Source organism: Phaeovibrio sulfidiphilus (genome assembly GCF_014861485.1).
Lineage (GTDB): Bacteria > Pseudomonadota > Alphaproteobacteria > Rhodospirillales > Rhodospirillaceae > Phaeovibrio > Phaeovibrio sulfidiphilus.
In genome coordinates this window covers 199057-221197 of sequence record NZ_JACZHT010000001.1, presented here as the reverse complement: position 1 = coordinate 221197, position 22141 = coordinate 199057, and the positions used below count along the sequence as shown (strand labels likewise).

Here is a 22141-nt window from a genome sequence, read left to right as displayed (position 1 = left end):
TTTTCATTATGAAGACGGTGGCGCTTTGACTGGAATCGGTGCATGATATCACTCCTCCCCGGGGTTCAAAACGGGGCAGGCAGTGGCCGATTGCCCCCGAGCGGGGCTCAACAGACCGAAAGGAAACCATTCCGTGTCCGAGATCGTAGATATTCATGCGCGAGAGATACTCGATTCCCGCGGCAACCCCACAGTCGAGGTGGATGTCCTGCTTGAGGACGGCTCCTTTGGGCGTGCGGCGGTCCCCTCGGGTGCCTCGACCGGTGCTCATGAAGCGGTCGAACTGCGTGACGGTGACGATGCCCGCTACGGCGGCAAGGGTGTTCTGAAGGCTGTGGAAGCGGTGAACGGAGAAATCTTCCAGACGCTTTCCGGCCTTGATGCCACCGATCAGGCGATCATCGACCAGGCCATGATCGACCTGGACGGAACGCCGAACAAGGCCCGCCTCGGGGCGAATGCCATTCTGGGTGTCTCGCTGGCCTGCGCCAAGGCGGCGGCAAACGCCTGCGGCCTGCCGCTCTACCGCTACATCGGTGGCGTGCGCCCGCACATCCTGCCGGTTCCCATGATGAACATCATCAACGGCGGCCAGCACGCGGACAACCCCATTGACGTCCAGGAATTCATGATCATGCCGGTGTCGGCCCACACGATGGCTGACGCGGTTCGCATGGGCTCCGAGATTTTCCACGCCCTGAAGAAGAAGCTCCGGGACGCGGGCTACAACACCAACGTCGGCGACGAGGGTGGCTTTGCCCCGAACCTGTCCAGCGCGGACGAGGCTCTGGCCTTCATCGTCAAGGCCATCGAGGCCGCCGGCTACAAGGCCGGTGACGACGTGGTTCTGGCGCTGGACGCCGCCTCCACCGAGTTCTACCGCGACGGCCGCTATGTGCTCGAGGGCGAGGGCAAGACCCTGGATGCGGAGGGCATGGTCCGCTACTACGAGACCCTCGTGGGCCGTTACCCGATCTACTCCATCGAGGACGGTTGCGCCGAGGACGACTGGGACGGCTGGCGCCTCCTGACCGAGTCCCTTGGGGACCGCCTCCAGCTGGTGGGTGACGACGTGTTCGTGACCAACCCCGAGCGTCTGGCCCAGGGCATCATGGAGGACGTGGCGAACTCGATCCTCGTCAAGGTCAACCAGATCGGCACCCTGTCCGAGACCCTCGAGGCCGTCGACATGGCCCACCGGGCGAGCTACACGGCGGTGATCTCCCACCGCTCGGGCGAGACCGAGGACTCCACCATCGCGGACATCGCTCTGGCCACCAACTGCGGCCAGATCAAGACCGGCTCCCTGTGCCGTTCGGACCGCCTGGCGAAGTACAACCAGCTGATCCGCCTCGAGGAGGAGCTCGGCCCCATCGCGCGCTACGCAGGCAAGTCCATCCTGCGCGCCTGATCCCGGCCGGGGTCGCAAGGCCCGGCCTGACCGGAACGGTCCCCGCCTTTTGACGAAGGCGGGGACTTTTTCATAAAGACCAACACATCGATCAAGAACGAGAAAATGTTCGGGGAGAACACACCATGACAGCACGCCGCCTTGAGGCCCTGGAGCTGAAAGTCAGCCCTGCAAAGTGCTTCAGCATTTCCATTGCGCTGATGGTTACATTTTACTTTGCCTTTCCGTGGCTGAACGTGTCGATTCCCTATATCGGTGTGGCCAGTGCCCTGCTGGCCGGTGCGGGCGTGCTGCTGCTTTTGTTTTCCGGATTTCTGTTCAAGAAACAGGGGACGACCTACCACCCCGGCGAGCCCGAGAAGGCGACCTCGCTGGTGACGGGGGGCGCCTACCGCATCACCCGCAACCCCATGTATCTGGGGCTGGCCCTCTTCCTGGGCTCCATCGCCCTGTCCATGGGCAGCCTTCCGGCGCTGCTGGTGGTCCCGGCCTTTCTGGGCTGGATCACGCGCTTCCAGGTGATCCCCGAGGAGCGGGCCCTGGAAAGCTGTTTCGGCGACGAGTACCGGGCGTTCAAGGCCCGGGTGCGCCGCTGGATCTGATCTGCGGTCCGCCGTCCGGTTCCCGCCCGGCCAGGCTCGGCGGGAAGGGGGCGACGGTGTGCCCGGCGGGCTGAGCGCCGGGCCCTGCTGTGTGCGGGGCGGGTTATGGGGCGATTGTTGATGGCGCCCGTTCAGGGCGTTCACAGGGAGCGTGGGCGGATGCCAAAAAGGAAAGGCCCCGGTTTGGATCCGGGGCCTTTTTCCTGTAATGGTGCGGTCGAGAAGACTCGAACTTCCACAGCATCTCTGCCACAGCGACCTCAACGCTGCGCGTCTACCAATTCCGCCACGACCGCATTGTGTGGCGACTGCTCGGGGCGGGTGAACCGTGTCCCTCGCGTCGGGAGCCATCAGATACCAAAGGCCGATTTTCAGAGCAAGCGTTTTTTTACACGGAACGCGTTTTCCCCGTCCGGACGACCTGTCCGGCTGTATGGCGGATGGTACGCCAGACAGGGTTGCGCCGGGCTGCGGCGGGGCGCTCCCCGTGGGCATGGCGGGCCCCGGCGAGGCCGATGATGGAACGCCGCGGGCGTGGGCTGGCTTGCAGTCCCCTGCCACCGGCGTGGGGTGGCGGGTGCTCCGCTGCCTCGGGGCGCGGGCGGGCGCCCTTGTGCTGCGGGTCCGAAGGCCCCAGATCGCGGGACGGGGTGCGGTCCTGTTTGACAGACCCGGTGCGCCTGTGTTTCGTCTTCGGTTACGGGGCGCGGTGTCCGGGGCATGGTTGGGGCGTTGCTCCCGCCTGTCCGCGATGACGGCGCGTGCGGGGGCATAGCCTGCCGTGGGTCTTGCGGCCCCGTGTGTGCCCGGGTCATGTCGGCAGTGTTGGCAGCATCGGGGGCCGTGTCGGACAAAAAGGCCCCCCGGGGTCAGGGGAGTGACAGTCGTGGAGTGGTTTCAGAGCGAGACACCGGTTCCCTATCCGGAGGCCCTGGCCTTCATGGAGGAGCGTGTGCGCGCCATCCGCGCCGGCGACCGGGACGAGGCCGTCTGGCTGCTGGAGCATCCGCCGCTTTACACCGCCGGGACGGGGGCGCGGGTCGCGGACCTTTTGGAGCCCGAGCGCTTCCCCGTGTACGCCGCCGGTCGCGGTGGGCAGTACACCTATCACGGTCCCGGGCAGCGGGTGGCCTATGTCATGCTGGATCTGGACCGTCGCGGGCGCGATATCCGGGCCTTCGTCTGGGCTCTCGAGGAGTGGCTGATCCGCACCCTGGCCGTGTTTTCTGTCGTGGCCGAGCGGCGTGAGGGCCGGGTCGGTCTCTGGGTTGCCGACCCCGGCGGGTCTGAGCGCAAGATTGCCGCCATCGGCATCCGGGTGCGCCAGTGGGTCAGCTTCCACGGGATCGCGCTCAATGTCTGTCCCGACCTGTCCCACTTCGGGGGGATCGTGCCCTGCGGGCTTGGGGAGTACGGGGTCACCAGCCTTCGGGATCTGGGCCTCGACGTCCCCATGGCCCGGGTGGACGAGGCCCTGCGCGCGGCGTTCGGGGCGGTGTTCGGTCAGCCGGACGGAGCCGGAGCCGAGGTCCGCCCCCCGCGCACAGACCCACGCACGTGTGGAGGTACACGTACAGGCGCAGAGCCGTCTACTGCCCGGCCTGCTTCCGGGGCAGGGGCGTGCCCTGGCGGGCGGCCTCAAGAAGCCGTCCGAGCCCCACGAACGCCGGGTGCGGGTGGGTGACCAGCCGCCGGGGAACCCCCTCCAGATAGGGCCGGAAGCGCCCCTTGGCGGCGTAGCGCTCGGGGAACAGGGAGCCGGCCAGCGCCTGCGGGTTCCGGGGCAGGATGCCGCCCATCAGCCACAGGCCGCCCAGGGCTCCGGTCGTCAGGACCAGATTGCCGCACACCGCGCCCAGGAAGGCATGGAACAGGGACACGGCCTCGGCGCGCACCGGACAGGTTCCGGCCAGACCGTCGGTCATGACCTGCTGCGGCGTCTCGTCGGGGACGGGGGCAAGCCCGTCGATCTCGCGCACCGCATGGGCCAGGTTCACAAGCCCGGGGCCCGAGACCGCCCGCTCCGCCGCCGCATGGCCGAACCGCCCGGCCAGGGCCTGGGCCACCCGGACCTCGCGTGCGGTGGTGACCGGCAGGGTCACGTGGCCGCCTTCCGTGGCCACCGTCTCCCCCGAGGGCAGGAGAAGCGACACCCCCAGCCCGGTTCCCGGCCCGATCACGGCAATCGGCGCGCCGCTTTTGGGGGCGCCGCCTCCCAGGTCCAGGCAGTCGTCCGCTCCCAGATGCCGCACGGCGAGCGCGTTGGCCTGGAAGTCGTTGACCACAAGAAAGGGCTCGAAACCGAACTCGGCGGCCATGTCCCGGATGGAGAACGTCCAGTGCCCCAGGTTGGTGAGATGGATCGTGTCCCCCACCACCGGGCCGGGCAGGGCGACCGCCGCCGCCGTCGGAGCGGGGGCCCCCGGGGGCAGCACGTCCCGGTAGTAGGCCCGGATGGCATCCGCAAAGGCCGAGAAGTCGGCGCAGCTGTACACCCGGCGGTGGGTCCAGCCTCCCTCCGGGGTGGTCAGGGCAAAGCGGGCGTTGGTGGCTCCGATGTCGGCAATCAGTCCTGCCATGGGGGTTTCTCTCCTGTCCCGGTGCGGCGTGTGGTGTGGCCCCAGTTCAGGCAATCCCCTTGTCGCCTGCGCCGGAAAAGCGTACCTTGCGCGCACTTTTCCTTTGGATGGACGGACGAAAACCAATGAGCACACCCCGTATTTCGGCAGTTTATCATGTCAGGGCTGACGATTCGACCATCGAGGCGCAGGCCAAGGCCATTGCGGTCGAGCAAAGTGTCGAGATGCCCCTGGCGGCCATCGACAGCGACTGGGTCATGGAGAACATTGTCGGACGCGTCGAGAGCATCAACCGGATCGGGGACGGGCTGTTCGAGGTCCGGGTGGGGCTGGCGGTCGAGACCACGGGGCTTGAGGCCGGCCAGCTCATCAACATGCTGCTGGGGAACACCTCCATCCAGGACACGGTGACCCTGGTGGACGCCGAGTTCCCCGAGGCCATCTTCCAGGCCTTCAGGGGGCCGAACCTGGGTATCCAGGGCCTGCGGGACGCGTGCGGTGCCCACGGGCGCGCCATGACCTGTTCGGCCATCAAGCCCCAGGGGCTGTCGGTGGCGGGCCTCGTCCAACTGGCCGAGCGGTTTGCGCTGGGCGGCCCGGACTACGTCAAGGATGACCACGGCCACGCGGACCAGGCCTTCAGCCCCTTTGCCGAGCGCGTTCCCGCCATTGCGCGGGCCGTGGCGCGGGCCAATGCCTCGACGGGCTACCGGACCCGCTACGTGCCCAACCTGAACGGAAACCTGGACGCCATGCGCGAGCAGATCCGCATCGCCCGCAGCGAGGGCATCGACACCTTCATGGCGCCCCCCATGGTGTGCGGCTTCCCGACCTTCCACACGCTGGTGCGCGAGAACCCGGGCTGCGCGTTCTTCTCCCACCCGTCCATGAGCGGCACGCCGCGCATCGCGCCCGAGTTCCTGCATGGGAAGCTCTTCCGCCTGCTGGGCGCGGATGCGGTGATCTACACCAACTACGGCGGCCGTTTCGGCTTCACGAAGCAGACCTGCCAGACCCTGGCCCACAACGCCACCGGCGCCTGGGGCGGCCTGCGCGGCGCCTGCCCGGTTCCGGCGGGCGGCATGACCCAGGACCGGGTGGCCGAGATGGTCGACGCCTACGGCCAGGACGTGATGCTGCTGATTGGCGGCGGCCTTCTGCTGGCTCGGGAGAACCTGACCGCCGAGACCCGCGCCTTTGTCGAGACCGTCGAGCGGCTGGGGGCGGCGTGAGTACGGATCCGGGCCGGACAACACCCCCCTTCCGGGAGGCGACCGCACACTGCCGCTGGGACGGGGTGGAGATCCTTGCCTACAAGGAGGAGGGCTCGGCCCCGTTCCGGTCGGTGACCCGGCAGGTGCTGTTCTCCGATCCCTCCCTTGCGGGCGAGCTCCGGTATTTCGAGGTGGCCCCGGGCGGGCACACCACCCTTGAGCGCCACCAGCACGCCCACGGGGTGATGGTGCTGCGCGGCCGGGCCCGGGCTCTGGTCTTTCCCGAGGTCCGGGTTGTCAGCCACGGGGACCTGGTGTTTATCCCGGCCCTGACCTGGCACCAGTTCCGCACCGAGGGGGATCAGCCCTTCGGGTTCCTGTGCATGGTGGACGCGGTCCGCGACCGCCCGCAGCTTCCGGATGCCTCGGAGCGCGAGGCCCTGTGTGCCGTGGACGCCGTGCGGGCCTTCCTGGAGGGAGACGCCCCGTGACACCCGAGACCGGCAGCGACCACGAGGAGTCCCGGGAGCATCGGGAACATCGGGAGTCCCGGGAACATCGGGAGACGATCCGGGCCATGTTCGACCGGATCGCCCGGCGCTATGACCTGATGAACGACCTGATGAGCGGTGGCGTCCACCGCTGGTGGAAGCGTCGCCTTGTGGCTCTGGCGGGCACGCCCGCGCACCCCGGTGCGAAGGCGCTGGACCTGGCGGGGGGCACCGGTGACGTGGCCCGCCTGCTCGAGGCCCGGGGCTGGGATGTGTCGGTTTGCGATCCGTCGGACGGGATGATGGACGTGGGCCGGGCGCGGACCCGGGCGACGTCGCGGATCACCTGGGTCTCCGGCGTGGCCGAGGAGCTGCCGTTTCCCGATGCCTCGGTGGACCTGGTGACCATCAGTTTCGGACTGCGCAACACCACGGACCGGGAGGCAGCCCTTCGCGAGGCGGTGCGCGTGCTCCGGCCCGGCGGCCGGTTCCTGTGCCTGGAGTTCTCCACGCCCCATCCCCTGGTCCGGGGGCTCTACGACCTGTACTCGGCCACGGTCATTCCGGAGCTGGCGCGGCTGTTTTCCCGCGATCCCGAGGCCTACCGCTACCTGACCCGGTCCATCCGCGTCTTCCCCGACCAGGAGGGCCTGCGGCTGATGATGCTGAAGGCCGGGTTCGCCGAGGTGCAGGTCCGGAACCTGTTCTTCGGCATTGCCGCCCTTCACAGCGGGCTGAGGCCCGTGCCCGGCCTGACAAAGGATCCTGTTTCATGACCCTGCCCAGACCCGGCTGGTTTCAGGTCTGGATGGCGGCCATCCGCCCCCGGACCCTGCCCCTGTCCATGACGCCTGTTGTTGCGGCCTCGGTTCTGGGATGGGTCCAGACCGGGCAGGTCCGGCCGGACGTGATTCTGGCCGCTCTGGTGACCGCGGTCGGGATCCAGATCGGGACCAACCTGCACAACGACGCGGTGGACGGCCTGGACGGCACCGATGACGACACCCGGGTCGGGCCGGTGCGGGTGACCCAGCAGGGCTGGCTGCCGGCCCGGACCGTTTTCCGGGCGGCCCACCTCACGTTCGCCTGCGCGTTCCTCGCGGGCCTTTATCTGTGCATCCTGGGCGGCTGGTGGCTGCTTCTTCCGGGGGTGGCGTCCATCCTGGCGGGGTACGCCTACTCGGCCGGACCCCTGCCCCTGTCGCGCTATCCGTTTGCCGAGCTGTTTGTTATTCTGTTTTTCGGGCTTGTGGCCGTGGGCGGCGTGGCCTGGGTCTACACCGGAACCCTGGGTCTGGCGGCCGTGCTGCTGGGCCTGGCGGTGGGCTTTCCCGCCGCAGCGGTCCTGATGGTCAACAACACCCGGGACCGGGAGGGCGACGCCCGTGCGGGCCGCCGGACCCTCGCCATTGTTCTGGGGCGCCGGGGTGCAACGAAAGCCTACCGGTTCCTGCTTCTGGGCGGCGTGATTGCGGCCCTGTTCCTGGCTCTCTCGGACCTGGCCTACCTGGGAGCGGTGGCCTCCCTGGCCTGCGTGCCGCTGGCCTTCCGGCTGGCCGAGGCCTTCCGCACCGCCGACGACGGTCCGGCCTTCAACCGCCTTCTGGCGCGCACGTCCGCCTACACGGTCAGCCTTGCGGCTGCGATCGGTCTGGGGCTGGTCGTGATGCGCACTGCCTTTTTCTGATGCCGTACCGCGGTGGTCGTTTGGCAGACCCCGCTGTCCCGTTCGGGGCCGGGGCGGGAAGCCCGGCTGCCTTTCCTGCTGGAGGATGTTCCCATGACTGAAAAAACGCGCGTCGCCATTCTCGGGGCCAGCGGCTACACGGGTGCCGAGCTGGTTCGCTTTCTTGTGCATCACCCGAAGGTGTCGATTGTGGCGCTGTCGGCGAACCGCAAGGCCGGGCAGACCATGGGAAGCGTGTTCCCCCACCTGGCCCCCTATGACCTGCCGGTGCTGACCAGCATCGACGAGGTGGATTTTGCCGGGGTGGACTTTGTCTTCTGCGCCCTGCCGCACGGGACGACCCAGGCTCTTGTGCGCTCGCTTCTGGAGGGCCCCCACGGCGGGCGCCTGCGGATTGCGGATCTGTCGGCGGATTTCCGTCTGACGGATGCGGCGGACTACGAGACCTGGTACGGCCATCCCCACCAGGCTCCGGAGCTTCAGGAGGAGGCCGTCTACGGCCTGGTCGAGCGCAACCGCCAGGCCATCCGCTCGGCGCGCCTGGTTGCGGTGCCCGGATGCTACCCCACCAGCGCGCTTCTTCCCCTGTGGCCCCTTCTCGAGGCCGGGGTGGTCGAGGCCGACCCCCTGATTGTGGACTCCAAGTCCGGGGCCTCGGGCGGCGGGCGCGACCCCAAGGAGGGCATGCTCCACTGCGAGGTGTCCGAGGGGGTCTACGCCTACGGGATCGGCTCCCACCGCCATGGTCCGGAAATCGACCAGGAGCTGTCCCTGGCCGCCGGCCGTCCGGTGCGGGTGACCTTCACCCCCCACCTCATGCCTATGAACAGGGGCATCCTCTCGACCATCTACGCGCGCCTGAAGGACGGGGTCTGCATGGCCGACGCCCGCAAGGTTCTGGAGGACCGCTACCGCGACGAGGCGTTCGTGCACGTGGTTCCCGAGGGTACCCTGGTGCACACGCGCCATGTGCGCGGCTCGAACCTGGCCCTGATCGGGCTCCACGAGGACCGCACGCCGGGGCGCGTGATCGTCACCTGTGTCGAGGACAACCTGGTCAAGGGGGCCTCGGGGCAGGCGATCCAGAACATGAACGTCATGCTGGGCTTCGAGGAGACCACGGGTATCGCCCAGGCGCCCATGTTCCCCTGACGGCCCGCTCCCCGTCCGCCCGAACGGTGCGGCCCGCTCCCCGTCCGCCTGAGCGGTGTGGCCCGGGGGGCAGGGAAGGGGGCGTGGCGGGTGGCCCGTAACGGGGCCCGGCGACGTTCGTCCTCTTCGGATTTTTCCGGAAGCGGGAAGCGGGATGCGGACGCTGCGTTGCGGCTCCATCCCCCCGCGGACCGGGTCCCCGGCGGGGCCCGCCCCCGCACGGTGCCCGGTCTCCGGGCGTTGTGGGCCTGGTCCCATGCATAGGGTACGTCTGGCCGGTTCGGGCCGGGAGGCGCATGAAAAAAACGGGGACCGTGTGGTCCCCGTTCGTGTGTGCGGTGTATGTCGCCCGTGGGCGCGGTGTGTGTCGGTTGGCCTAGAAGTTCGTGATCCACATGGACAGGCTCAGGACCGAGGCAAACGTCACCCAGGCCAGAACCGGCAGCATCAGCAGGCCCGCCGTCCGGTCCGCGGCAAAGAAGGACTTCGTGGTGACGGCCACCGCCGCGACAAACACCAGCGAGACCAGGAACGCGCCTGCCAGCATGTGCCAGGCAAAGAACACGGTGGACCAGGACAGGTTCAGGACAAGCTGGAACACCCACAGGGCCAGAGGGGTCTTCGACGCGGGCCACCCGAGGCGGCGCCACACCAGCCAGGCGGCCGCTGTCATGAGAACAAAGAAAACCGTCCAGGCCGGGCCAAAAGCCCAGTTCGGAGGGATGAAGAATGATTTGTTCAGGGCATCGTACCAGACCAGGTTCCCCCGGGTCACGACGCCGCCAAGTACGGCGATAACAACCACATATCCGCTCAGTCCCGCCAGGACCTTCCACGGGTTTGCCGCATTGCCTACGAGCGAGTCCATGCGGGTTTTGAGTGCTTCAAATGCCATAGCAGAGCCTCCAGGCCAGTGAACAGAAAGACTATACCTGAAAGCACAGGGTCTTGGCGATAGAAACAAGGTGGGTTCTCGTCCCTTGGTTCGGTGCTGGAAAATGAACCGCGAGCCCGGCTGCGGCGTCGGTCAGCCCCGGTGAGCGGGGACGCGCGGAAGGATGCGCGCCGGCCGGAGAGGGCATCGCGACAGGGGTATGCCGGCTCATGGTGCGCCCGCCCCGGGAGGCAGGGGCTGGCCGGTCTGAGATGCTTCTGTCCCGCTGGTGAAGGGCGGGGACCGCAGATGCGCCCGCCTTGGGCCCCCGGCTCCCGGGTCGGTGTATCCAGCCCCGCCACCAGCTCGGTGTACCCGGCTCAGGGCCTCGGGTTCGGTGTTCCCGGTTTGGGGTTTGGGGGGCGGGTCGGTGTATCCAGCCCAGGGCGCCCGGTTCCGGTGTATCCGGCCCCCGGCTTCCGGTCGGGGGCACTGCGCCCCCGCGCGCGGATCAGGAGCCGGTTTTCTCCGGCGCGGTGGGCGCGGGGCCGGAAAAGCGCTCGAGCAGGCCCATGAACACCGTCGCCAGATGCGGGATCGAAATCACGCCCATGGCAATGGCGTAGATGTAGATCTCGGTGATCCGGGTGTCGTTCGTGAACCACAGCAGCACGCTGGAGCCGATGAGGCCCAGGCCCAGGAGGGTCTCGGGCCAGTTCTCCCAGCGCTTGCGCCCCTCGCTGCGGGCGCCGCCCTTCTGGGTGCGCTGGAACGGCAGCTTGTCCGTGATCAGGGCCTTGAAGACGGCCCGCGCCACCGTGAACTGGAGGCTCATGGCCGCAATGGCCGCACGGAACGCCCGCACCGGCGAGATCTTGACCCGCAGCCGGTACAGCAGCAGGGCGTGCAGCACGTTGATAAGCACCGCCGCGATGGCCGGGGTCATGATGGCGCCCAGGGGCAGGCGGGTGCCCACCCAGATCACCACCGGCACCCACAGAAGCGAGAGGACGGCCACACTGGCCCCCAGCGCGTCGGACAGCCAGACCAGCCAGCCCGTGATGAAATCCATCTTCTGGGCCCGGTTCAGGCCCTTTGCGCCGGGCAGAACGTCGCGCCAGTGCTTGCGGATGATCTGGATGGCGCCGTAGGCCCAGCGGTGTCTTTGGGTCTTGTAGGCCAGGTAGGTGTCCGGCAGCACGCCCCAGCCGTAGCGGCGGTTCGTGTACTGGGCGCTGTAGCCCGCCTTGAACAGGCGGAAGCCAAGCTCCGTGTCCTCCACGATGGTGTCGGTGGCCCAGCCTCCGGCCGCGTCAAACGCCGAGCGCCGGATCAGGAGCATGGTCCCGTGGGCGATGATGGCGTCATCCTCGTTGCGCTGGACCATGCCGATGTCGAAGAAGCCCGCGTACTCGTCGTTGAGGAACGACTTGAACAGGCTTTCCGAGCCGTCCCGGTGATCCTGGGGCGCCTGGACAATGGCGATCTTCGGATCCGAGAACGTGGGCACCAGGTTGGCCAGCCACTGGGGATCGACGATGTAGTCCGCGTCGATCAGCGCCAGGATGGAGGCCTCGGGGGAGACAAAGGCCATGGCCTCGTTCAGGGCTCCGGCCTTGAAGCCCGCGACGGACGGCAGGTACACGAACCGGAAGCGGGGCCCCAGTTTCTCGCAGTGCTCGGCCACGGGCTTCCAGTAGTAGGGATCCGTGGTGTTGTTGATGATGACAAGGGCCTCGAAGTCCGGGTAGTCCAGAGCCGCCACCGAATCCAGCGTCTGGATCAGCATGTCGGGCTCTTCCTTGTAGGCCGGGATCTGGATCGAGACCTTGGGAACGGGGCCCAGCGCCTCGTCGTCCGAGCGCACGCGCCGACCGGTCAGGCCCGCCGCCGCGACCCAGGCCCCCTTGAGCTCGGAGGCGCCCACACCGCCCTCGTCCAGAGGGTTCAGGAGCCGGCGGGGGCGGCTTCCCAGCGAGACCTCCACCACCTCGGAAATCTTGGCAAGGACGATCGCCGCCAGCACCATCATCAGAAGCAGGCTGATGGCCCAGGCCAGGGTGGCGCCCACGTTCAGGTAGGTCTCCAGGGGGAAAATCAGCGCGAATCCGGCCGCCACGCCAAACAGGTTGGCGGACACCGAGAAGATGAACGCCTGCGAGAACCGGCTGGTCCCCCGGCGGAAGGCAAACAGGGACAGCAGGAAGCCGATCGCCACCGCCGCGATGGCAACGGGCCGGTAGGTTTTCTCCACCAGGCCCCGCAGGGGGAACTTGGGGTTCAGGTTGACATCAAAGATGCCCCAGTACGCGCCCACCGAGCCCTCGACGGTCTTCCAGGGCTGATCCTTGGCCTCGATGATGTTGTAGGAGATGCCAAGGCGGTTGGCCCGGCTGATGAAGTCCCGCAGCACGGTGGCTTGCTGGACAGCGCCGGGCTGGGCGGCCCCGTTGTTGTACCCCTGGGAGGGCCAGCCGAACTCGGCGATGGTCACCCGCTTGCCGGGGTAGGCGGTGCGCAGGTCGTCGTAGCGCTTGAAGGCGCTGGCCACGGCCTCCTCGGCCGGGATGCCTTCCCAGTAGGGCAGCACGTGGGCGGAGATCACGTCCACCGCCCGGACCAGCTCCGGGTACTTGTGCCACACGTCCCAGGTCTCGCCGGTGGTGACCTCGACCTGGTTGCGCGACGCCTTCTTGAAGTCGCGGATGTGGGCGATCAGGGTCTCGATGGGCACCTCGCCGCGGACCTGGGTCTCGTTGCCCACGTACACGGTTTTGATCACGCTCCGGTGGGTGCGGATCAGCTCCAGGGCCCGTTCCTTCTCGGCCTGGTTTCGGGCCTCGTCGGCCCCCAGCCAGATGCCGAGGGACACCCCGAGGCCGTTTTTCTCGGCCTGCTCGGGGATGATCTGCTCGATGGGGAAGGACGTGGAGTAGGTCCGGATGTGCTTGGTGACCTGGGACAGGACGGCCAGGTCGCGGATCACCACGTCATAGAAGCGCTTGTCCTGGCCGTCCCGGTCCGGGTTGTCGCGAAACGGCGTGTAGGACAGGGAGCTGATGGGGTCCACCACATCAGCGGGGGAGGCCACCTCCCGGGCGCCAAGCCAGATCAGGACGTGCAGCGCCGAGACCAGGACAACGGCAAGGACAACCTTGAGCCTCACGGCAACAGCAGGCTTCATGTCGGACGCACCTTTCCGAAGACAGGCAGGATGTTTCGGCCGCGCCTATTTCTTGCGTTGCGAGGGAGCGGGCTTGTCCTCATCGCGGGGGAGGGGGAAGGCCAGTGTGGGGTCGCTCCAGCAGGCGGAGGCGACGCTGGCAAGGGACAGGCCCCCCAGGGACTCGCTGGTTGCTCCCGCCACCGGGGACTGGAGAACGCACGAGAAGGCCTCGGCGATCCGGGCGGGAGGGCAGTCAAAGCGGTTGTAGAAGGCAAGGAAACGCTCGGCGGACTCGGCGTCCTCCCGCACCAGAAGGGAGACGATTCTCTCCCCGGTCCAGGAACACCGGGGCTCGAGCGCCCGGTTCTGCAGGCTGAGCGGTGTTGCCGTGCGGTGCTGGGGCGCCTGGGGCCGTGCGCCGGGCGCCTGGGGGCCAGACGGAGCGGCCTCGCGGGGACGCTCGGCTTCCGGGGCCTCCTTCGCGGGGGCGGGGGCGTTTTGCGTGGCCAGCGGCTTTGACTGGGCGCTGGCCTCCTGCGGTCCGGCCAGAGCCAGCCCTCCAAAAGAAAGGACAGCGACGGCAACCCCGACGGAGGCGTTTCGGGAAAGACTGGGCAGAGGCATGAGAGAAAAGTCCCGGAGAAGGAGCGCGCAGGGCGCAACAGCGCAAATACAGATGGCACACAGTAGGCACGCACTTGTCACCCGTAAAGCCTCCATGTGGAGGGCCCCGGATTACAAAGCGGAAAGCCGGCCGGGGCTGCGGCCCCCGTTTTCTGCGGGGTGTGAAGCACAGGCGGCCAGTGTTCCTCGGATTCTATTCGATCTGCAGGTTTTTTCAACCGGTTGGAAAAATTCCTGTTCCGGGTTGCCAGCGGCTCGCAGGGATGGCATAGTTCGTGCCCGATTTTCCTGAGACGAGAGACTCTCCAGCCTTCCCGGAAGAAAGGACGGTTTGTGTGGGTGTACCCATCTTGAAATCCCTCGGACAGCGGACAGCACGGATTGCTGTTCTGGTCGCTGCCGGATCCTGCATCACGCTGGGCTCCTCGTATGCGAGCGCGCCCCAGCCGCCCTCCTCGGGGCACATCAACGCCGCTCAGGCGCGCAAGCCGGTTGCCCCGGCCGCGCAGGCCGGAGCCGCGGTGGTTCCGGATTCCGGAGCCCCGGCCACCCGGGTGTCCTCCCGCCCTGCGTCTTACAAGTCGTCCTCCCATGCCCGGTCCGCCCGGGCGCGTCCCTCCGCAGACACGGTGTCCGCATCCGCCGCCGCGGTGGCCCCCGGGGCCTCTGTAACGGCGGGATCCGCCGGATCGGTCGGCGCGGGTGGTGTGACGGCTCCGGTCGAGCCGGCCCGTGTGGCCTCTGCCGTTCCGGCGGCGCCCGGGAAGAAGCCGGCCCAGAGGACGCTTGCCAGTGCAGATGCGGACGGGGGCGATTCCCTGCATCCGCGGGGTGACCGGGCGTCGCGCGTCCAGGCGTCCGCTCCGCACCACCAGTCCTCGGGCATGACTCTCCCGGGATCCTCCCGCGCCTCCGTGTCGGGATCCTCCCACGCCTCCCGCTCCGGGGGGTACGGCGGGTCGTCCTCGCGGTCCCGGGAAACCGCGTCCCTGGGATCCTCCTACGCGAACGGACTGGGCATGTCCCGTCCGGCGCCTGATCCCCGCACCTTTTCCGACCGGGACTTCTGGAGCTGCGTTCCCTTTGTGCAGCGGGCCTCCTCCGTGCAGATCCGGGGCGACGGCTGGACCTGGTGGAAGAACGCCCGCGGCGTCTATGACCGGGGCCAGGTTCCGGCTCCCGGCGCCGTTCTGGTGTTCAAGCGGCACAACGCCATGTCCCGCGGGCATGTGGCCGTGGTTCGCTCGGTGATTGATTCCCGGACGATCCGGATCGACCACGCCAACTGGGGCCGGGGATCCGGCAAGGGCAAGATCGAGCTGAACGTGCTGGCCGTTGATGTCTCCGAGCGCAACGACTGGTCCCGCACCCGGGTCTGGTACGGTCCCACCGGCGAGATCGGGCAGACGAACTACCCCACCTACGGATTTATCTATCCCTCCGACTGACCCGGGCGGGCTGCCGCTGCGGCCTTCGCCGGGGTGGGTCCGGGCGGAGCTGTGCGCGCCGGCCTGCGCTCGGTCGGGCCCGTGTGCGCCGGCCATGTCCCGGTACCACCTTCCGTAAGCCGTCCCGAGCTGCCGGTGGCTGCCGGAAGAGCCCGCCGCATGGCCCCCGGTTCGGGGTGTGCTGATGCCCTCGGGCCCTTGCAAAGGGTCTCGCGTGTGCGCCGGGCGTGTCCCGGTGCCGTCTTGCGGCATCTCGCCGCGGGCCCTCACGGGCTCCTGTCAGATCCCCTTCTGACGCCCGCTTGCCCCCCGTCTTGCTCCCGTCTCCCCCTCCGTCGGGCGCGCGTGTTTCCCGTGATTCTCCGCTGCTTTTGCACGCTCCGGGCCCGGGCCGTATCGGTGCGCTCCCGGGACTGTACCTGCGGCTTTTTTATTTTCCGCGCACAACCTTGCACTCTACACGGTGGTGAAGTAACGTTTTTCTGGGCGCTTCTTCCCCTGAAGCGCTCTTTTTGATTACGACCGGACTTAACCAGAAACAAAAAAGAGGACAGTTCCATGAAAAGGTTTCTGATCGCAGGCGCGACGGCGGCTGCTGTTGCGCTGGGCGCCTTCTCCCCGGCTCTTGCCCAGCAGACGGCGGAAGACTACCAGAAGATGCGCTCCGATGCCTACAAGGCCGCCGGCGGAGACATGAAGGCACTGGCCGCGGCCATGAAGAGCCGCAAGATCGACGCCAAGGACTTCAGCGCCCGGGCCAACAGTGTTGCGGACAACCTGGCCAAGGCCACCTCGGGCTACGCCCCGGGCATGGCGGCGGCGGACACGTCGGCCGCGATGAAGACCATCTGGCAGGAGCAGGAGAAGTTCCAGGGCTACGCCACGGCCGCCGTCAACGCCGCGAAGGCTCTCGCCGCGGCCACCACGCTCCCCGCGCGGGGCGCGGCTCTGAGTGCGCTGGGTGACACCTGCAAGGCCTGTCACGACGTGTACCGCAGCAGCAAGTAAGTCGGCAGCATTTGCCCGCACCGCCTCAAAAAGCCGGGAGGATGTCGGTCTTCCCGGCTTTTGCATGTGTGAGGGGCCCGTTTGGGCCCCGGAAACGCCCCCGGAGCCCGGGTTTTGGTGTTTCCGTTTGCCTGTCCCCGCGTTTCGCGGTAATCAGTCAGGTTGATCTTTCCTGCTACGGTCTTCGATGAACAATGGCTCCCTCCTCGGACACTTCGGCCCAGGCACTTTTGCCGAACGGGCTTCGCGACCTCCTGCCCCCTGACGCGTTTTCCCTTACCAGAGCATCCGGTCGGCTGATGGCCGTGTTCGCGGCCCATGGCTACGAACGCGTTGAGCCTCCGCTGATCGAGTTCGAGGAAAGCCTGTTTTCCGGAGCCGGTCACTCCGCCAGCGCCAACTCCTTCCGGGTGATGGATCCCATCTCGCGCCGGATGATGGGGCTGCGCCAGGACATGACGCCCCAGGTGGCCCGCATTGCGGCCTCCCGGCTGCGCGATGCGCCCCGGCCCCTGCGCCTGGCCTACGGCGGCACGGTTCTTCGGGTTCAGGGAACCCAGCTGCGCCCCGACCGCCAGACCACCCAGGTGGGCTTCGAGCTTGTGGGGCAGAACGGGACCGAGGCCCTTGGCGAGGTGGTCCTTGTGGCCCTGGACGCCCTGGAGCAGCTGGATATCGGACCGGTGACCCTTGATCTGGTCTGCCCCGCCCTTGTTCCCGCCCTGTGCGAGGCGGCCGGGCTGGACCCGGTGACGGCGGAGCGGGTCCGGGAAGCCCTGGGCCAGAAAGACCTGAAGGCCGTCGAGACCTTGGTGCCGGCCGGGCAGGCTGCGGTTTTCACCGCTCTCGCTCGGGCCATGGGACCGGTGGAGCGTGCCGTTGAGGTTCTGGAGTCCCTTGCCCTGCCGGCGCAGGCGGCCGTCCACCGGGACGCGCTTCTGGATATGGCCCGGCGTGTGCTGGCCTTTATCGGCTCGGGCAACGTGACCGTTGATCCCTTCGAGTTCCGGGGCTTCGAGTACAAGACCGGCCCGGCGTTCTCGTTCTTTGCCCGCGGGGCCCGCGGCGAGCTGGGGCGCGGCGGTGCCTACGTCAATTCCTTCGGCGGCGTGAACGAGCCGTGCTGCGGGGTCTCCCTCTATCTGGAGACCCTTGTCGAGATCACCGGCCGCTCTCCGGAGTGCCCGCGCATTCTCGTGGACCCGGCCACATCCCTTGCCGGCCGGCGCGCCCTCCAGGACAAGGGCTTTGTCACGGTCACGTCCCCCGGCGCGCCCCTGGACGGTGACGAGGCCCGGCGCCTGAACTGCGCCCGCTGGCTCTCCCCGGAGGGCGACATCCGGGACGCTTCGCCGCCCCCCGTATGCGGGCAGGCTTCCTGACGGGAGCCTGCCGGGGACACTGCGCCACGGCGTCCGGCTCCCCGTGCCCTTTGCTCTTTTGTTTTCATGCTTCTGCCGATACGCGAACACCCGACGGGAACCAAGGCGCACAGCGCCCGCGAGTGTTGGCCGGAGCCTCACAGACAGGATAAACGGAACATGACAAACGTTACGGTCGTCGGCGCCCAGTGGGGGGACGAGGGAAAAGGTAAGATCGTTGACTGGCTCTCGGAGCGGGCGGACATCGTCGTCCGGTTCCAGGGCGGGCACAACGCGGGCCACACCCTTGTCATTGGCGGCGAAACGTACAAGCTGAGCCTCCTGCCCTCCGGCGTGGTGCGGGGCAAGCCCTCCATGATCGGCAACGGCGTGGTGATCGACCCCTGGGCCCTGTTCGAGGAAATCAGCCGCCTGGAGAAGCAGGGCGTGCGCATTTCTCCCGACATTCTGAAGGTGGCCGAGAACGCGGTTCTGATCCTGCCGCTGCACAGCAACCTTGACCGGGCCCGCGAGGAGGCCGCCGGCGCCGCCAAGATCGGCACCACCGGACGCGGGATCGGTCCCGCCTACGAGGACAAGGTGGCGCGCCGTGCCATCCGGGTCTGCGACCTGGGCGACGAGGAGATCCTCCGCCTGAAGGTGGACCGTCTTCTGGTGCACCACAACGCGCTTCTGCGCGGCCTGGGCCAGCCCGAGGTCGTCGCCGGGGAGCTGGTGGCCGCGCTTCTGGCCATTGCCCCCAAGCTTCTGCCCTATTCCAGCCCGGTCTGGCGGGATCTGGAGGCCGCGCGCCAGGTCGGCAAGCGGATCCTGTTCGAGGGCGCGCAGGGCATGCTTCTGGACGTGGACCACGGGACGTACCCGTACGTGACGTCCTCCAACACCGTTTCCCCCAGCGCGGGGACCGGCTCGGGCATGGGGCCGTCCTCCGTGGGCTATGTCCTGGGCATCACCAAGGCCTACACCACCCGCGTGGGTGAGGGCCCGTTCCCGACCGAGCTGAACTGCGCCATCGGCCAGCGTCTGGGCGAGCGGGGACACGAGTTCGGCACCGTCACGGGCCGGGCGCGCCGCTGCGGCTGGTTCGACGGAACCCTGGTGCGCCAGAGCGTCCAGATCGGCGGAATCGACGGCATCGCCCTGACCAAGCTCGACGTCCTGGACGGCCTGGAGGAAATCCGGATCTGCACCGGCTACCGGCTGGGCGACCAGGTTCTGGACTATCTCCCGGCGGGCATGCGCGCCCAGCGCGATGTGGTCCCCGTCTACGAGACCATGAAGGGCTGGAGCACCTCCACCCACGGCGCCCGCTCGTTCGACGCGCTGCCCCCGGAGGCCCTGGCCTACGTCCGCCGCATCGAGGAGTTGATCGGCGCGCCGGTGGCCCTGCTGTCCACCAGCCCGGAGCGTGACGACACAATACTGGTACAAGATCCGTTTTCGGGTTAAGATCCCCACAGACTTAACGGGTTTTAAAACTGGCCGGAGAACACTGATTTCGGCGGAAGACTCGGAACAGGGGCGCCGGCAGCCCCCGCATGCGGCAGGGTGGAACACCGGCCCGGGCGGGCCTGCCGGGGCCCGTGTCCGGGCCGTCGGATGCGGGATACCGGGGACGCGCACGCCGCGTCGCCGGCGCCATGCCCGTCCCCCGCCGGGGGTGCTCTTCGTACAGGGGGCCGCTGTGGCCCCCATGCCTGCCAGCCCGTATGTCGGAGACCGGAAACCGGTTCCGGCCCCCGGGGGCCGTTCCCGGGGCACCGGCGTTTCGGATGGGGAGCGGGGAAAAAAAGACGATGGCGGAACAGGCCGAACAGACCGGGGCCAGCCCCGATGGCGCAGACGGAGCAGCCAGGGCGGCTGCGGGCCCGGCCGGGGCTCCCGCACCGGCGCCGGAGCAGACAGCTCCCCACACCCAGCACGCACACCTGAATGACATCGAGCCGTCGGGCATCGTTCCCCTGAAGGAGCGGTTCCGGGTCAATCTCGGCATGCCGCTGCCCGAGTTCGACACCCCCAACGCCCGGGCCTTCGCCTGCGAGGACCGCCGGGCCTCGGGAGGCCCCGTCTACGCCCTTGTGGTGACCGGCCCCCTGCCGCCGCGCATTGCCACCGCGAACATCATCCAGGGCCTTGAGATTTCCGGACTCGTCCAGCTTCTGGAGTGGGGCGTCATTGATTTCGCCCCGGGAAAGGCGAGGGCGGTGGCCTTCGTCTACGAGCGCCCCCTGGGCGGGCGGGTCATGCCAACCATGACCTCGGTCTTCGATCCCCTGTCCGAGCGGGACTTCATGCGCGGAGTCGTCCGCCCCCTCGTCGAGGTGATGGACCATTTCGCCGGCAAGGGGGTCGTCCACCGCGCCATCCGGCCCACCAACTTCTTCTGGATGGACAAGGAGCGGACCCGGATCGCCCTGGGCGACTGTGTCAGCGGGCCCCCCGCCTACAACCAGCCCGCCATCTGCGAGCCCATCGAGAGCGCCATGGCCAACCCCGAGGGGCGCGGTCCCGGCCAGCAGCACGCCGATCTTTACGCCATGGGAGTCTCGCTGGCCGCCCTGTCCACGGGCCGCCTGTCCCAGGCCCGCCTGAGCGACCGGGACATCCTCACCCAGAAGATCAACGCCGGATCCTACGCCACCGTGGTGGGCGAGGCCCGGATCCCCCTCGAGATGATCGAGGTGGTCCGCGGCCTTTTGATGGACGACGTGAAGCGCCGCTGGAAGCTGGAGGACGTCGAGGCCTGGAGCCAGGGGCGCCGGGGCAAGCCCATGACGGATTCCCAGGAGCGCCGCTCGCACCGGCCCTTCTCGTTCAAGGAGAAGGAGTATCTCACGGCCCGGTCCCTGGCCCACGCCCTGGCCGAGAACTGGGACGACGCGCTCGACCCCGTTTTCGGCGGCAAGGTGGAGCTGTGGGTGCGCCGCGGGCTGGAGCAGGCCGAAACCGCCGACGCCATTCTCAAGGAAATCTCCTATCTCAGCGGCCGGGACGGGGATCCCGCCTCGGCCCGGGATTTTGCCATGGGGCGGATCCTGTCCCTGCTGGACCCGAGGGCGCCCCTGCGCATCCGGAACTACCGCTTCCATGCCGAGGCCATCGGTGTGGCCTTTGCCTGCACTCTTGCGGTCAAGGGGGACATCCGCCTGTACGTGGACGTGATCCGGCGCAGCTACCTGAACCGCTGGATTGAGGGGCAGGGCGAGCTGTCCGGCGTGGAACTGGTCCGCCTGGAAAGCCACTTCAAGGATCTGCGGGCTTTTCTGGTCGACACCTCCAAGGGGGGCGGTATCGAGCGCGTTCTGTACGAGGCCAACCCCAGCCTGGGGTGCCAGAGCCCCCTTGTCCGGGACCAGTGCGTGCTGGACATCCGGGATCTTCTTCCGGCGCTGGAGCAGATTGCCGACAAGGGGGAGGCCGCCCAGAGCCCGGTGGACCGCCACATCGTCGCGTTTGTGGCCGCGCGCTTCGGGGCGGACACCGAACCCCAGATCCGGGCCCTGAACGCCAGCAGCGCCAAGGAACAGGCCTTGGGCGTCCTCAGCCTTCTGGGGGTTCTCCAGTGGAAGCTGGGGCCGGACGCGCTGCCGAAGCTTGCGGCCTGGCTGTCCCGGATGATGTCTCCGGTTCTCGAGAGCTACCACTCCCGGGACCGGCGCAAGGCGATCGAGAGGGAGCTTCCCTCCCTGGTCAAGAAGGGAAGCCTGCCCCGGCTCTATCACTTCCTCGACAATTCCGCCGAACGGCAGAAGGACTACGAAGGGTTCATGGAGGCGGAAAAGGAGTACGCCCAGATCACCCGGCGCGTCGAGGATCTGGAGGCCGGAAACTACACCGCCTCCGACGAGGCCCAGAAAAAGGGGCAGCAGGCCGCCGCCATCGTGGCGGTGGCGGTCGCCTTTGTGTCCATGATCCTGACAGTCCTGTCCTATCTTTGAGAAAGCCGGCTGGGCCTCGCCGCACGGCGGGGCGCTCCGGACACGCAGGAAGACAATGCCAGCACGAAAACAGGGAAACAAGAAAGCGCCGGCCCCCGGGCCCCAGCGGTCCTCGGGAACGGGGCTCAAGGTCGGCCTGACCAGCATTGTTCTGGTGGTCCTGGCCTTTTTCTACCCCACCATGATCCTCCTTGCGGTCGCCATGCTGCCCACGGGAGTGGCGATGATCGTGGACCGCTCCCCGGCCCGGATGGGTTGGGTCTGTGTCGGTGGGCTCAACCTGGCCGGCACCATCCCCGCCCTGGCCGAGCTCTGGAGCCACGGGGGAACCCTCGAGGCCTCCGTCGATATCCTGGGGCAGATCTTCAATCTCCTGGTCTTCTACCTGTCCGCGGCCTTCGGCTGGCTGCTGTATGTGTCGGTGCCTCAGATGGCGGCCCTTGTGACGGCCCTGACGGCCCGCACCGTGATCGCCACCCTGCGGGCCCGGCAGAAAAAGCTGGTGGATCTCTGGGGACCGGAGGTGGGCAGACATCCGGAGGTCCGGGAAAACTAGCCGGACCCC

Annotated in this window: 17 protein-coding genes, 1 tRNA gene and 1 pseudogene; 14 read left to right on the top strand and 5 right to left on the bottom strand. The window is 68.0% G+C overall.

The genetic code is table 11. The annotated features are described in order from the left end of the window. Nucleotides 1-133: 133 nt before the first annotated feature. Complete coding sequence (eno, locus tag IHV25_RS00955) at nucleotides 134-1411, top strand: phosphopyruvate hydratase (protein WP_192533095.1); 1278 nt, start codon at nucleotides 134-136, stop codon at nucleotides 1409-1411. Between the two features lie 125 nt (nucleotides 1412-1536). Further along, complete coding sequence (locus tag IHV25_RS00950) at nucleotides 1537-2013, top strand: methyltransferase family protein (RefSeq protein WP_192533094.1); 477 nt, start codon at nucleotides 1537-1539, stop codon at nucleotides 2011-2013. Nucleotides 2014-2222: 209 nt separating this feature from the next. On the opposite strand, the gene IHV25_RS00945 is transcribed toward IHV25_RS00950, so the two are convergent. Next, nucleotides 2223-2309, bottom strand: a tRNA-Leu gene (locus IHV25_RS00945). Between the two features lie 590 nt (nucleotides 2310-2899). On the opposite strand from IHV25_RS00945, the pseudogene lipB reads away from it, so the two are divergent. Continuing rightward, nucleotides 2900-3517: pseudogene (gene lipB / locus IHV25_RS00940) on the top strand (lipoyl(octanoyl) transferase LipB); the annotation flags it as partial. 85 nt (nucleotides 3518-3602) lie between these two features. Here the strand turns inward: lipB and IHV25_RS00935 are convergent. Beyond that, nucleotides 3603-4592, bottom strand: a complete 990-nt coding sequence (locus IHV25_RS00935) for a glucokinase (RefSeq protein ID WP_192533092.1) — start codon at nucleotides 4590-4592, stop codon at nucleotides 3603-3605. Nucleotides 4593-4717: 125 nt separating this feature from the next. Between IHV25_RS00935 and IHV25_RS00930 the strand changes: the two genes are divergently transcribed. The 5 genes from IHV25_RS00930 (at nucleotide 4718) to argC (ending at nucleotide 9136) form a co-directional block, all read left to right on the top strand. Next, the gene (locus IHV25_RS00930; protein WP_192533091.1) at nucleotides 4718-5824 is read left to right on the top strand and encodes a RuBisCO large subunit C-terminal-like domain-containing protein; all 1107 of its coding nucleotides are present in this window, start codon (nucleotides 4718-4720) and stop codon (nucleotides 5822-5824) included. Further along, on the top strand, nucleotides 5821-6297 hold the full coding sequence (locus IHV25_RS10600) for a cupin domain-containing protein (protein ID WP_192533090.1): 477 nt from the start codon (nucleotides 5821-5823) through the stop codon (nucleotides 6295-6297). Before IHV25_RS00930 ends, IHV25_RS10600 begins: the two co-directional genes overlap by 4 nt. After that, nucleotides 6294-7073, top strand: coding sequence for a bifunctional demethylmenaquinone methyltransferase/2-methoxy-6-polyprenyl-1,4-benzoquinol methylase UbiE (ubiE, locus tag IHV25_RS00920; protein ID WP_338048563.1), 780 nt, complete (start codon nucleotides 6294-6296; stop codon nucleotides 7071-7073). The genes IHV25_RS10600 and ubiE overlap by 4 nt, the downstream gene beginning before the upstream one ends. Then, nucleotides 7070-7984 (top strand): 1,4-dihydroxy-2-naphthoate octaprenyltransferase, encoded by a 915-nt coding sequence (gene menA, locus IHV25_RS00915; RefSeq protein ID WP_192533089.1) that lies wholly within the window; start codon nucleotides 7070-7072, stop codon nucleotides 7982-7984. The genes ubiE and menA overlap by 4 nt, the downstream gene beginning before the upstream one ends. Before the next feature lie 93 nt (nucleotides 7985-8077). After that, nucleotides 8078-9136: an N-acetyl-gamma-glutamyl-phosphate reductase gene (gene argC, locus IHV25_RS00910; RefSeq protein WP_192533088.1), complete on the top strand. Its 1059-nt coding sequence runs from the start codon at nucleotides 8078-8080 to the stop codon at nucleotides 9134-9136. A 376-nt stretch (nucleotides 9137-9512) separates the two neighbouring features. Here the strand turns inward: argC and IHV25_RS00905 are convergent, their stop codons facing one another. The 3 genes from IHV25_RS00905 to IHV25_RS00895 all read right to left on the bottom strand — a co-directional run bounded on the left by IHV25_RS00905 (nucleotide 9513) and on the right by IHV25_RS00895 (nucleotide 13800). Next, nucleotides 9513-10031 carry a TspO/MBR family protein gene (locus IHV25_RS00905; RefSeq protein WP_192533087.1) on the bottom strand — a complete coding sequence of 173 codons (519 nt, stop codon included), beginning with the start codon at nucleotides 10029-10031 and terminating at the stop codon, nucleotides 9513-9515. A gap of 490 nt (nucleotides 10032-10521) precedes the next feature. Next, complete coding sequence (locus IHV25_RS00900) at nucleotides 10522-13194, bottom strand: glycosyltransferase family 2 protein (protein ID WP_192533086.1); 2673 nt, start codon at nucleotides 13192-13194, stop codon at nucleotides 10522-10524. A 45-nt stretch (nucleotides 13195-13239) separates the two neighbouring features. Next, entirely contained in the window at nucleotides 13240-13800 is a 561-nt protein-coding gene (locus tag IHV25_RS00895; protein WP_192533085.1) for a hypothetical protein, read from the bottom strand. Between the two features lie 335 nt (nucleotides 13801-14135). Between IHV25_RS00895 and IHV25_RS10595 the strand changes: the two genes are divergently transcribed. From IHV25_RS10595 to IHV25_RS00865, 6 genes are all read left to right on the top strand, one after another. Then, nucleotides 14136-15248: a CHAP domain-containing protein gene (locus IHV25_RS10595; protein ID WP_338048562.1), complete on the top strand. Its 1113-nt coding sequence runs from the start codon at nucleotides 14136-14138 to the stop codon at nucleotides 15246-15248. Nucleotides 15249-15806: 558 nt separating this feature from the next. Further along, nucleotides 15807-16256, top strand: a complete 450-nt coding sequence (locus tag IHV25_RS00885) for a cytochrome c (protein ID WP_192533084.1) — start codon at nucleotides 15807-15809, stop codon at nucleotides 16254-16256. A 194-nt stretch (nucleotides 16257-16450) separates the two neighbouring features. Continuing rightward, nucleotides 16451-17638: an ATP phosphoribosyltransferase regulatory subunit gene (locus IHV25_RS00880; RefSeq protein WP_192533083.1), complete on the top strand. Its 1188-nt coding sequence runs from the start codon at nucleotides 16451-16453 to the stop codon at nucleotides 17636-17638. A 159-nt stretch (nucleotides 17639-17797) separates the two neighbouring features. Further along, nucleotides 17798-19087: an adenylosuccinate synthase gene (locus IHV25_RS00875; RefSeq protein WP_192533082.1), complete on the top strand. Its 1290-nt coding sequence runs from the start codon at nucleotides 17798-17800 to the stop codon at nucleotides 19085-19087. Nucleotides 19088-19434: 347 nt separating this feature from the next. Continuing rightward, a complete protein-coding gene (locus tag IHV25_RS00870; protein WP_242018724.1) occupies nucleotides 19435-21576 on the top strand; it encodes a protein kinase family protein in 2142 nt (713 codons plus the stop codon). Nucleotides 21577-21631: 55 nt separating this feature from the next. Beyond that, nucleotides 21632-22132: a hypothetical protein gene (locus IHV25_RS00865; protein ID WP_192533081.1), complete on the top strand. Its 501-nt coding sequence runs from the start codon at nucleotides 21632-21634 to the stop codon at nucleotides 22130-22132. Nucleotides 22133-22141: the final 9 nt, after the last annotated feature.